This window comes from Aquirufa rosea (assembly GCF_004118285.1).
Classification (GTDB): domain Bacteria; phylum Bacteroidota; class Bacteroidia; order Cytophagales; family Spirosomataceae; genus Aquirufa; species Aquirufa rosea.
Genome location: NZ_SDHY01000005.1, coordinates 43,021 through 54,878, shown reverse-complemented (window position 1 = coordinate 54,878; position 11,858 = coordinate 43,021). Strand labels below are relative to the sequence as shown.

Sequence of the window (11,858 nt, the reverse complement as noted above, 5' to 3'; positions counted from 1 at the left end):
TTAATTTTTTAACTTATTAAGTACACCAATATCGATGCTTTGAATGTTGCGATAAATCATAACGATAATCGCCAAACCAACAGCCACTTCTGCTGCGGCTACGGCCATAATAAAGAAGACAAAAATTTGCCCTGAAGGGTCCGAATAGTAAGAGGAAAAAGCAGCCAGCAAAAGGTTAACCGCGTTTAACATTAATTCAATAGCCATAAATACGATGATAGCACTACGGCGAGTAAGTACACCTAGTATTCCAATACAAAACAATGCTGAGCTCAACATGATGTAGTGAGTCAAAGGAATGGTGCGTATTATTTCGGGTATGGATTGCATAGTAAAATTGTAATTGTAAATAAACAATTTGTTTATTTAATCGAGTGCTTTTACGCGGGGCAAAAATAGGAAATAAACTGACAAAACAGAAATAAAATTAGGCTTCTACCGCTGAAATCCTTTTAATTTAATTTCTGTCAATTTGCGTTTAGTATCCATTGGAAAATCACCTTTCATCATCCAATCATAATAGGAAGGGTCCGTTTTTAACACGTCTGTCACAGACCTTCCCATGTATTTTCCGAAATTGAAAACAGCTACTTGATCCTTATTATAAACCATCCTATTGGCAAAATCTATGGAATTGGAAGCGCTCAATTGGTGTAAGACAGCTACATCATTTTGAATAGGGAAATATTCATTTCCTTCAGCGTCCTTCATGGCCGTTTTTTCATAATATTTTACCTGGGCGTTCAATACTTCTAAGGTAGCTAATACATCCGCTTCAGCTCCATGAGCACCAATTAAATCTTTATGACAATAGAACTTATAAGCCGCCGATAAGTTTCGAGGTTCCATTAAATGAAATATTCGTTGAGCATCAACCAAGCGTCTGTTTTTCGTATCAAAATCTACATCACTTCGTAAAAATTCCTCTACTAGCATGGGAACATCAAAACGATTGGAATTAAACCCTGCTAAATCGCAGCCTTCTAAGAATTGTGCCATGGATTTGGCAATCTGCTTAAAACTAGGCTCATCTTTCACATCTTCATCATAAATTCCATGCACCAAAGAAGCCTCTAGGGGAATAGGAATTCCGGGATTAACGCGTCGTGTTTTGATGTCCACCGAGCCATCTATATTCGCTTTAGCTATGGAAATCTCCACAATTCGATCTTTTTGCACTTGTATCCCGGTAGTTTCTAAATCAAAAAAGGCAAGCGGCTTGGTTAATTTTAATTGATGTTCCATAGTATCATGCGCATAATGGCCTAGCAAAGGTAAATGATTATTATCTTTGTTGGATGATATTTCAGCCTAAAGCCATTTTTTTTGATTGGGACCATACGCTATGGGATCATGACCGAAACTCCAAAGAAGTAATTTTAGAATTAGTTCAAGAATTTGGCTTAGACAAGCAAAGCCCATTTTCAATGGAGGCTATTTGGAATTCTTACCAGCGGATAAATACTGGACTTTGGGATGATTACCAATTGGGTAAAATATCTCAAAGTGAGTTGAGAGAATCTAGGTTTATTCGATTTTTTGAGGCGATTCAAGTACATGGTCCAGCCCATGAATTTTCTAATTTTTTTCTTTACAGGACCCCAAGAAAGAAGCATTTGATGGAAGGTGCTCAGGAATTGATTGAGACCATTGCTCCTTATTATCCCTTGTATATTTTAACCAATGGTTTCGAAGATATACAATTCATTAAGGTAGAATCTTCCGGAATTGGACATCATTTCAAGGAATTAATTACCTCTCAGGTTGTTGGCGCCAAAAAACCGGAAACAGCTTTTTTTGAATATGCCTTAAAAAGGGCCAATTGCGCAGCGGAAGAGGCCCTTATGGTGGGGGACAATTGGCATGCTGACATTTATGGGGCAAATCAAGCAGGAATTCCGGCTATCCATTACAACCTCTTTGAATCATCCGAGGCAGTTTGGCAGATTTCAGACCTAAAGCACGTCAAAAATCACTTGAAAATTTATTCAAATAGGGATAATTGATTATCGTTTGCTTTTCGATCAAAAATCTTTTTATCTCGGATAAACTTTTTGTTCTCTTCTAGGAAGGAAATAAAACTTTCTATCTGTTGATACAATGGATTGAAATCTACTGCTTGCAAGGAGTAAGATTCGATATATACATCTTGAAAATCGGTAACCACATAGTCTAATTGCTCTATACCATATTTTTGAAGTCCCAATAAATATAGATTTTGGTGGTTTTTGGCAAAACGGCCTGGCTGATAAAAAGAAGTACTTTTTAGATCAAAAGCCGTTTTGTCGCCAACACCATCTACATAGCCATAGATTATGGCATTTTTGTATCGAGATTCAACATAAAACTGTGTTTTATATTTGGAAGGGAGTAATTCCCTGGCTTTGTCAATGATTCCTTCTTGAAACATTTCCTCTCCCTCGCCTAGGGTCACAGCCCGTTCAAAATCCACCCCCTTTTTTTGAGCCTCTGTGCTAGGTTTTTTGACACGATTGATGCGTTCAATCATTTCAATTTCATCCACGATGATTTTACCATTTCCATCACGGGACTGATTTAAATATAAAGCGTAGGAATTGAGAAGGGTAGGGTATAAACGGTACAACATAATTCTATTTATCCAATTTCAAGTCTAGAAACAACCTCGTTTCCTAATAAATGCTTTTCAGTAATTTCTGGAACATCCTCCAACTGAACATTTCCATAAAAAACTCCTTCTGGATATACAACCATGCTCGGCCCTTTTCCACAGAAATCAAGACATCCTGCTTTTTGAATTCTAATTTTTTTATCGCTTCCTGAGGCAGCCCATTGCGCTTTGAATGCTTCTACCAAGGCCATTCCATGTTCTGAACCACAACATTTTTTTGGGGCTGGCTTATCATTGGTACAAATAAAAACGTGTTTCTCGTAATGCATAAAAACAATTATTTAAGGTGAACAACCACAGGGCAGTGGTCGGAGTGTTTCGCTTCGGGTAATATTTGGGCATGAGCAATTCTCTCTCGCAGACTTTCACTGACTAAATGATAATCTATGCGCCACCCCAAATTCTTGGCTCGGGCACCTGCACGATAGCTCCACCAACTGTAATGGTGAGGTTCTGCATTGATATGCCTAAAGGAATCTATAAATCCATTGTTGATAAAGCTTTCCATCCATGCTCTTTCTTCCGGTAAAAAACCAGAACTATTTGCATTGGATTTTGGATTATGAATATCAATCGCTCTATGACAAATATTGTAATCTCCTGAAATGATTAAATGAGGAATTTCTTTTTTGAGGTTTTCAATGTATTCATAGAAATCGGCTAGCCATTTCATTTTAAAGTCTTGTCTTTCCTCGCCGCTGGATCCAGATGGCATGTAAACACTCATGACAGAGAAACCTTCAAAATCTGCACGCAGTACTCTACCTTCTAAATCATATTTTTCTACACCACATCCAATGGTAACTTGGATAGGTTTTATTTTTGTCCATATTGCTACTCCAGAATACCCTTTTTTCTGGGCACTATGCCAATATACTTCGTAGCCCAAAGCTTCAATTTCCGATACATTGACTTGGTCAATTTCAGCTTTTAACTCCTGCAAGCAGATAATATCTGGATTCTCCTCCTGGAGCCACGTTAAGAATCCCTTTTGAATAGCAGCTCGGATACCGTTTACATTGTAACTAATGATTTTCATGGGGATATTATTCTTCTGGTTCAGCAGCAAATACTTCTGATTTGAAATATTGAATGATGTGTGCTTTGATAAGTATTTCTTGTTCTTTTAGGGGCATTTGTGGAACGGCTTGTTCTAAATTCCAATGTGGCCAGCCCTCCGCATCCAAGCCTTCCAGGCTATAAAATCCACTATAGCTTAACACTTTGCAGGTGGCAATATGCATTAAATCTTGTTTTTGTTCCTTGCTGAAATTCATGAAGCCTTTTCCTAATTCTTGAATACCGATTAAAAAAAGCACAGAATCTACATCAGCAGGTCTTTTTTGAAATTGGCTTTCTAGGAAATCAAGTATTTGATTCCATTCCGAGTTTACAACGCTAGGTTCAAAATCCATAAAAGAGCAGGAACATGATTTAGTTCTGCAAAGCTACTCTGAATTTGGCAGATTCAAGCACTGCCTGTTCGCCATTTGGGTTATTGGCGATAAGAATTAATTCGCCCTCTACAAAACTTGAAGTGATTTTGGTAATATTGACGCGGCCTACACCATTTTTTACACCTTCTTTGTTTGGTAAACTAGACTCAAAGAAGTTGTTTTTATCTTGGTAGTTGTCTAGGTTTTTAATTAGGTTACCAATGTTCGAGATATCTCCATCTCCTGGTATGAAATAAGTGCCAGGTCCTTTTAGCTTAAATATTTTTAAATAAACAGATTCCATATTTTTCTCCTGAGTGCATGTTAATGTCAGCACAGGACTACCCATTTCGTTCTTGATTTTAGCCTCTACATTACTAGTTTCTATGCGGTGATAACTTTCATTATCAAAAACAATTTTTCCAGCAAAATAACCAGGTTCGTCCGGTTTTTCGGAGAAGGACGACTGGTAACTAAACATGAAAACAACGATCCCTAGACCTGCATATAGGATATTAATCGGATGCTTGATAAAGGATAGCCAGAAATTAATCCATGGGCTTCTGTATATATTCTGCCAAAATCGGGTATTCGATGAAGTAGATTTGTTCATGCGTTTTTTTGGCTAAAACTGTTTACACAGGATTGTTGAGAAGAAAATAGACTACAAAAATATTATAACTATACTGATTTGACAAGATTTGTGGGATTATTTAACCTAGTATTTATTAAGTGGTATTTTTTTGAATAAGTATTATGATTTATGAATCAATTGGTAAATTTGAAAACTGTTAACCAATTTGTGAGTTATAATGGTTGTGTCAATGAAAGAGGATCAAGATGAAACAATTTTAAAATTGAGGTTTGCCACCGGCAGAACCGAAAAAAGAAACTTTAAAAAAATGAAGTCTTTTTCCATTCCTTCTTTATTTAAAAGCGAGTTGATAAGTCGGGTAAAAGATGTTCGTCGTGCGGGAGACAAACTCAAAAAGAACTTTAAACCGTCGATATTTGATTTTGGTCCTGTAGAGATTTTGCTCTCTAGGCATTTTGGATTTTGCTATGGAGTGGAGAACGCCGTGGAAACTGCTTATAAAATTATTGAAGAAAACCCCGATAAACGCATATTTTTATTGTCTGAAATGATTCATAATCCTGCCGTTAATGCAGACTTACAGGATTTGGGTGTGAAATTTGTGCAAGATACTGCAGGCAATCAATTGGTTCCATGGGAGTATTTAACTAAAGATGATATTGTTATCATCCCCGCTTTTGGTACCACCTTGGAGATTCACGCTATTTTAGATAAAATTGGTATTGACTTATATTCCTACGATACTACTTGTCCGTTTGTTGAGAAGGTTTGGAATCGCGCCAGTCAAATTGGTAAAAACCAATATACCGTGGTGGTACATGGGAAACCTAGTCATGAAGAGACCAAAGCTACTTTTTCTCACTCACAAGTAGTTACGCCTACTATCATTGTGAAAGATTTGGAACAAGCTAAGCAATTAGCTTATTACATTAGAAAAGAAAAAACAGCCGAAGAGTTTTACAAGGAATTTGCGGGGCAATACTCCCAAGGATTTAATCCCGAGACCGATTTAACTCGTATTGGTGTGGTGAATCAAACTACCATGCTGGCCTTGGATACACAAGAAATAGTAGAATACCTTAAAGGAGAAATAGTTCGCTTTTATCAATTGGAGCCTAGCCAAGTCACTTCGCATTTTGCTGATACACGAGATACCTTATGTTATGCCACCAACGATAACCAAAGTGCTACATATGGTTTAATCGAAGAGGAGGCTGATTTTGCTATCATTGCAGGGGGCTATAATTCATCCAATACTTCGCATTTAGTAGATTTATGCCAAGAAAAATTACCTTCTTATTTCATTAAGTCAGCAGAGAAATTGATTTCAAATAAAGAGATTTTACATTTCAACAATAAATTGAAAGAGGAAGTATTGATTCAGGATTACATACCAAATAAGTCTAAAGTAAGAGTGCTCTTGACTTGTGGTGCTTCTTGTCCAGACGCGGTGATTGAGGAAATTCTTAGGAAATTGGTTTCTTTCTTTCCTGGAGCTAAAGAGATAGATGAGGTGGTAGAAATCTGGGCCTTAGCTCAAGTTTAACCTACATAAGAATCTAAAATTTTCCGGACAGCAGGTAGGTATCCTTCACCGAACAGGTTCACATGAACCATGAGTGGGTATAGATTATATAGTGGAATTCTTTCATGAAAACCCTTTGTAATAGGGAAAGATTCGTTGTAAGCTTCATAAAACTCTTTTTCAAATCCTCCAAACATGGTGGTGAATGCAATTTCTGCCTCGCGCAAGCCATAATAACAAGAAGGATCTACTAGGCTTACTAGCCCATGCTGATTGACCATAGCATTTCCAGACCATAAGTCACCGTGTAACAGAGCAGAGGTTTCATTGGGAATGATGGAAGGAATTTTCTCGTATAAAATTTCGAACGCATCATTGGTATCTCCGTCGATTCTTCGATGATACAAAGCAGTATCTACTTGGGCTTTAATTCGATTTTGAATGAAAAAATTGACCCCGTTTTGATTCCATTGATTCACTTGTTTGGCCGCGCCAATAAAGTTGTCATAATCAAGCCCATGTCCTTTTTTCGAGCTACTATGGTGAAGTTGAGCTAATTTTTGGCCAAAATCGCTCCAATAATTATCTTTTTTTTCTGCCGTAGGAATGCACTCCATCATGAGGTACTCCTTTTCATCCAACTGTCCCACTCCCAACACTTGTGGAACGGGAACGGTGGACGTGGAGGCAATCAAGGCTAGGTTTTTAGCTTCAGCTGGGAATAATCCTTCATGGTCACCTTGATTCCATTTGATGAAATATTCTCCTTGTTTTAATTTCACTCGAACAGCCAAATTGAAATTACCTCCATAGAAAAATTGAAAATCCTGGATGCTACCTATTTCTCCTAAATTTTGTTGGAGAATACTCTCAATAAATTGATACTGTTCTTGTGATTGTGAGGACATTTTGAAGTCTAAGTCCCCAAAAATACCAAAATTGAAACTATTGGACAATTTTATTTTAATCAGATGATAGATGCTAAGCGTCTGAAAATTTGTATTTTCATCGCTCAATTTGGAATAAAATACCTGTGGACAATCCGCTCGAAATAAAATTAAAAAACTACCATATTCAAATGGCTCGCAAAGAGTTGTGGCGCGCTTTGATTCAAGCGGCCATTTGGGTGTTATTTTTGGCCATTTTTTTGATTTTATTGGAATACCTAGCGTGGTTCTCTTCGACCATTCGAGGGATTTTTTATTATGTTTTTTTATGTGGATCTACTAGTATTTTATTCCTATTTACTCGAAAGCCCTTTTGGGACCTGATTCGTCCATTGCATCAAGAAGATTATTACCACCTGGCAATCAGTTTGGGTAAATTTTTGCCAGTAGCACATACGGATGCTTTAATTAATGTGCTTCAATTGCAACGTCAAGTACCTGAACATTCGGTCGATTTATGGCAGGCGGCCATCGATGAGAAACAAGCCTTTTTGAAACAGTATCGTTGGGAGGATTTCGTCCAACTATCAGATTTGAAGAAACCATTTGCGCTTTTTGTCATCATCTTAGCGGGCTTAGGTATAGGCCAATTGAGCTTCCCAAATTTGTTTAGAAAGCCCGTAATGCGGATTTGGAATTATTCTTTTCATTATCCCAAAGAATTACCTTTTGATTTTGTCGTACTGAATAGGCCTTTCCAATCTATCGCTGGAGAGAATACTGAGTTTCTAATAGAGTTGAAGGGAAAGGACTTGCCTAATTCAGTCTATCTACATTGGGAGGGAGAAAGAATTCTGCTTAGTCCCACCGAAAAGCAAAATCGATATCGAGGAGTTATTCCGCCAGTTCAATCAGAAAAGTGGCTACAGTTTGAAGCAGGAGATTATTTTTCTGAACCACAATTATTGCCTTTGGTGCATCGTCCTGGATTGAAAGAAATGACCATTAAATTGGTATATCCTGCTTATTTGAAAAAGGAAAGTGAAACTATTCGTCAAGCAGTACCCTTAAAGATTCCAGAGGGAACCTTAGTGCAGTGGGAAATGACCTCTTCCAGCGCCCAACGTTTGGGTATACAATTTCAGGATAAGTCTGAGGTGGACTGGGGAAGCCCCGATGTCTTGAAAACCAAATTTGAATTGGAAAGAGTCATGGGTAAAAGCACTAGTTATCAGGTCATTGCTCAAAATTCCCAAATGCCAATACAGAAAAGTGTCATGCAGCCTATTGAGGTCGTCTTGGATCAAAAGCCTACTTTACAAACGCATTGGGTAGATGATACTTTATATTATCGATTTAGAATATTGAATGCCTTGATTGAGGATGATTATGGTCTTGGGCAGATGCGATTGACCTATCAAATCAAAAAATCTCAAAGCAATAAATTAGGTCTTAAACGGACGAAAAGGATTCCGGTTCAGGCAGGAAGTAAGCGTATGGAGGTGGAATATATTTGGACCTTGGATTCCTTGGCATTGCAGCCTGGAGATCAACTTCACTATCAAGTAGAAGTGTCTGACCAAGATGGGATACACGGAGCTAAATGGACCAGTTCAGGAACTCAGATTTGGGAAATCCCTGACCTAAGGCTTTTGGAAAAGAAAATGGACCAGCAAGTGGACCAGGTGGAGAAACAGGTGTTGAATACTTTGCAAAAGGCGCAAAATATGAAGCAGGAAATCAATGAATTAACCAAGAGGGTTCAACTAGGGAAAGAGGTAGACTTGAAGGCATTGAAAAATGTTCTGGAAAAAGAAAATGCGCTAAAGAAGACCATTGAGGAACTCAAAAAGATGCAAGAGCAGTGGATGGGTCAGCAAATGAGTTTTCAGCCAGTGGATCAGGCTTGGATGAAAAAAATGGAAAATTTGCAAAAAATGATTTCCCAGCTATGGGATCCGGAAATGGAAAAACGCAGGGAGGCATTGTTAAAAAACTGGGAAAAGGAATCAGCGACACTTTGGCAAAAGCACTTAGAGCAAATGCGTAACCAGGGTAAAAACATGGAGCGAGAATTGGAGAGGCTGCAGCAGTTTTACCAAGAGTTGAAAGTAGAAAAAATGCTGGATGAGTCCATTTCTCACTGGAAGGATTTAGCTAAAAAGCAGGAAGAGTTAATCAAGAAGGCCAATGGGAAAAATGAGCAAGAATTAGCCAAAGAGCAAGAGGCTTTGAATAAAGAAGTGGAGGAAGAGAGAAAAAAATTGGATGAAATAGCCAAAGAAAAAAATGAATTACCGGGTGAGCCCGATTTAGATAAGGAGGAGAAATTGCAGAAGGAAATGCAGGAGAATTTAGATAATGCGGAAGAAAATTTAAAGAATAAGCAATCTAAGCAAGCTGAAATCAATCAGAAAAAGGCAGCGGAGCAAATGAAAAAAATGGCTAAGAAATTGGAGGAGCAGCAAGCCCAGCAGGAATCCATGGAAATAGCCTTGAATTTGGCTCAATTGCGCTTGTTGATGGATGATTTGTTGCAATTGTCTTTCGACCAAGAACGAACCATGAAAGCCTACAAAAAAATTCCAGCGGGGGATATTGCAGTTAGGCCGATTGCGCAGGAACAAAACAAATTGAGTGAAATGGCGACCATTTTGGAGGATAGTTTGTTGGCATTGGGTAAAAAACTCATGCCCCTTTCCCAAACGATAACCAAAGAAACAGCTCAAATGAAACAAAGAATGCAGGAGGCATCTCGAATGATGAAGGAGCGTAAGTGGGATTTGGTTTCTGTGAGACAGCAAGAGGCTATGGCAGCTACTAACCAATTGGCCGTTTTGCTTTCCGATTTATTGCGACAAGTTCAAGATCAGGCTTCTCAGTCTCAGTCGGGGAAAAAAGGTAAATCGAAAGGGAATTCAAAGGGGAATTGGTCACAAAGGCAACAGCAGCTTAATCAAAAAGCTAGAAAGATGGGGATTCAGCCTATGATGATTACTAACGAGGAATTGATTAAAATGGCGGAGGAACAAGCTCAGATTCGTCAAGAAATGGAACAGAAATTGCGCGATTTACAGGGACAGCCTGGTAACCAAGGATTGCAGAGGTCCTTGTCTGAGATGATTAAGGAAATGGATAAAAATGAGACTGACATCGTCAATAAGCGCTTGAATAATTCATTTCAACAGAGATCAGATCAAATGCTACCTAGATTGATGGAGGCTGAAAAGGCTTTGAAGGAACAAGGGGAGGACCCTAAACGGGAATCCAAAACGGCGATTCAAAAATGGAAAGAGAATCCTCCACCGAACTTAGCGCCTTTTTTGCAAAGACAAAAAGAGAACCGTGATTTATTTCAAAACGTCCCAGTGGATTTATTGCCGTATTACCAGCAAAAAGTACTGCAGTACATGGAAAAGATTAAGCAAAAGCTAAAATAAAAACCTAACGCTGTCAAGGTTTCAAACCTTGACAGCGTTGTCAAAACGAATGAGCTTTTAATTCTATTGTCCAAGAAATTGATAATCACAAATTGTGGGAATTTACTAATTTATCTAGCCTATAATTTCTTCTTGTACAAAGGAACAGTACTACACGGTTCACCGAAAAATATGCTTTTTACCAGCGGTTGAAGTTTTCGGGATATTTGAACGTAGGCATCGGTGGGTACTGACTCTTTGGAGCAGCCTTTGATGACTACTTTGGCTCCGATGAAATCATCTGTAGATAAACTCTCGATGCACTGGGTAAAGAGGGCTTTTTCCAAATCCTCTAAGTTGCCAAATACCACAGTTTGTGCATAGGGAGTCAAATGAATACTCACTAACATAAATGCCCAAGTAGGAATAATGGCATCATTGCTACAGCCCACGGCCACATGTTTACCTTGATACTGTTCCCATGGATGCTCAGCAATGAACTGACGGAATTCTTTTTCTTTTAACACAAGCTCCATGAATAGCTGCGACTTGATATCTAGAAAGACCCTTTCTCCGGGTACTCGCATTTCTTCCAAGTCTAATTGAATTAAACCGCTTTGCTTTACTCGATTGACAATTTCTCCTTCCATTACCATGCTTTGTTTCTAGGTTGTGTACCCTTGAATTCCTTTAAGTATTCAGGTTCTAGCGTAACCAAATCTTGGAAATTATTGTTCAAAAATTCTTCAAAAGCCAATCCTCCCATATATTGGGCCTCAGGGAACAAGGGCTGAATGGAAAATGTCATGTTGGGATGCAGACATATATTTCTCCATTTTTCAGAGCCATTACCAAATGCAATCAAAGGCTTTTCTTTTAGTTCAGAAAAGCTATATTCATCTAAAATGACCGCTTTTGCGGGAAAAATTTCCATTAAATTTTGTGCATCAAAGGCTGAAGCATAAACCTCCATTCTCCTGGCATCTAACATGGGGATTAATATAGCCCCTTTGGTTTCGGGCTTGGTCTGTCGGTAGGCTTCAGCTAAAATTTGGAGTGTTGGCAAGGCGATCAACGGGATGTCCAATCCAAAGCAAAGGCCCTTGGCAGTAGCTAGGCCAATTCTCAAACCAGTATATGATCCTGGTCCCACGGAAACAGCAATGGCAGCTAATTGATCTAATTTCATGCCGTTTTCTTCCAGCAAAGAATCAATTAAAACAGTTAACTGCTTGGAATGAGCCCCTTCCTCCTGTACAAGTTTTTGAGCCACAAGTTCACCTGATCGGTGAATTGCTACCGAGCATGTCGGAGTGGAAGTCTCAATACTTAGAATTAATCGCATA

Annotated in this window: 13 protein-coding genes; 3 read left to right on the top strand and 10 right to left on the bottom strand. The window is 38.5% G+C overall.

Going from position 1 to position 11,858, the window contains the following annotated elements; translation table 11 throughout:
* On the bottom strand, positions 1-330 hold the full coding sequence (nuoK, locus tag ESB04_RS08765; RefSeq protein WP_129027364.1) for an NADH-quinone oxidoreductase subunit NuoK: 330 nt from the start codon (positions 328-330) through the stop codon (positions 1-3).
* A gap of 105 nt (positions 331-435) precedes the next feature.
* Positions 436-1,245, bottom strand: coding sequence for a 3'-5' exonuclease (locus ESB04_RS08760; RefSeq protein WP_129027363.1), 810 nt, complete (start codon positions 1,243-1,245; stop codon positions 436-438).
* A gap of 53 nt (positions 1,246-1,298) precedes the next feature.
* On the opposite strand from ESB04_RS08760, the gene ESB04_RS08755 reads away from it, so the two are divergent.
* Positions 1,299-2,006, top strand: coding sequence for a YjjG family noncanonical pyrimidine nucleotidase (locus ESB04_RS08755; RefSeq protein WP_129027362.1), 708 nt, complete (start codon positions 1,299-1,301; stop codon positions 2,004-2,006).
* On the opposite strand, the gene ESB04_RS08750 is transcribed toward ESB04_RS08755, so the two are convergent.
* From ESB04_RS08750 to ESB04_RS08730, 5 genes are read right to left on the bottom strand one after another with little or no spacing between them, the layout of a single operon-like run.
* Positions 1,985-2,608 carry a hypothetical protein gene (locus tag ESB04_RS08750; RefSeq protein WP_235832210.1) on the bottom strand — a complete coding sequence of 208 codons (624 nt, stop codon included), beginning with the start codon at positions 2,606-2,608 and terminating at the stop codon, positions 1,985-1,987. The two genes, ESB04_RS08755 and ESB04_RS08750, sit on opposite strands and share 22 nt — an antisense overlap.
* Before the next feature lie 8 nt (positions 2,609-2,616).
* Positions 2,617-2,919 (bottom strand): (2Fe-2S) ferredoxin domain-containing protein, encoded by a 303-nt coding sequence (locus ESB04_RS08745; RefSeq protein WP_129027360.1) that lies wholly within the window; start codon positions 2,917-2,919, stop codon positions 2,617-2,619.
* An 8-nt stretch (positions 2,920-2,927) separates the two neighbouring features.
* Positions 2,928-3,689: an exodeoxyribonuclease III gene (locus ESB04_RS08740; protein ID WP_129027359.1), complete on the bottom strand. Its 762-nt coding sequence runs from the start codon at positions 3,687-3,689 to the stop codon at positions 2,928-2,930.
* A 7-nt stretch (positions 3,690-3,696) separates the two neighbouring features.
* On the bottom strand, positions 3,697-4,065 hold the full coding sequence (locus tag ESB04_RS08735) for a hypothetical protein (RefSeq protein WP_129027358.1): 369 nt from the start codon (positions 4,063-4,065) through the stop codon (positions 3,697-3,699).
* 19 nt (positions 4,066-4,084) lie between these two features.
* The gene (locus ESB04_RS08730; RefSeq protein WP_129027357.1) at positions 4,085-4,699 is read right to left on the bottom strand and encodes a hypothetical protein; all 615 of its coding nucleotides are present in this window, start codon (positions 4,697-4,699) and stop codon (positions 4,085-4,087) included.
* Between the two features lie 199 nt (positions 4,700-4,898).
* On the opposite strand from ESB04_RS08730, the gene ESB04_RS08725 reads away from it, so the two are divergent.
* Entirely contained in the window at positions 4,899-6,227 is a 1,329-nt protein-coding gene (locus ESB04_RS08725; RefSeq protein WP_317127032.1) for a 4-hydroxy-3-methylbut-2-enyl diphosphate reductase, read from the top strand.
* On the opposite strand, the gene ESB04_RS08720 is transcribed toward ESB04_RS08725, so the two are convergent.
* Positions 6,224-7,114 carry a fructosamine kinase family protein gene (locus ESB04_RS08720; protein WP_129027355.1) on the bottom strand — a complete coding sequence of 297 codons (891 nt, stop codon included), beginning with the start codon at positions 7,112-7,114 and terminating at the stop codon, positions 6,224-6,226. The two genes, ESB04_RS08725 and ESB04_RS08720, sit on opposite strands and share 4 nt — an antisense overlap.
* Before the next feature lie 170 nt (positions 7,115-7,284).
* Here ESB04_RS08720 and ESB04_RS08715 point away from each other — a divergent pair, with 170 nt between their 5' ends.
* The gene (locus ESB04_RS08715) at positions 7,285-10,533 is read left to right on the top strand and encodes a hypothetical protein (RefSeq protein WP_129027354.1); all 3,249 of its coding nucleotides are present in this window, start codon (positions 7,285-7,287) and stop codon (positions 10,531-10,533) included.
* 119 nt (positions 10,534-10,652) lie between these two features.
* On the opposite strand, the gene ESB04_RS08710 is transcribed toward ESB04_RS08715, so the two are convergent.
* On the bottom strand, positions 10,653-11,162 hold the full coding sequence (locus tag ESB04_RS08710) for a DUF2480 family protein (protein WP_129027353.1): 510 nt from the start codon (positions 11,160-11,162) through the stop codon (positions 10,653-10,655).
* Positions 11,162-11,857 carry a tRNA (adenosine(37)-N6)-threonylcarbamoyltransferase complex dimerization subunit type 1 TsaB gene (tsaB, locus tag ESB04_RS08705; protein ID WP_129027352.1) on the bottom strand — a complete coding sequence of 232 codons (696 nt, stop codon included), beginning with the start codon at positions 11,855-11,857 and terminating at the stop codon, positions 11,162-11,164. The genes ESB04_RS08710 and tsaB overlap by 1 nt, the downstream gene beginning before the upstream one ends.
* Position 11,858: the final 1 nt, after the last annotated feature.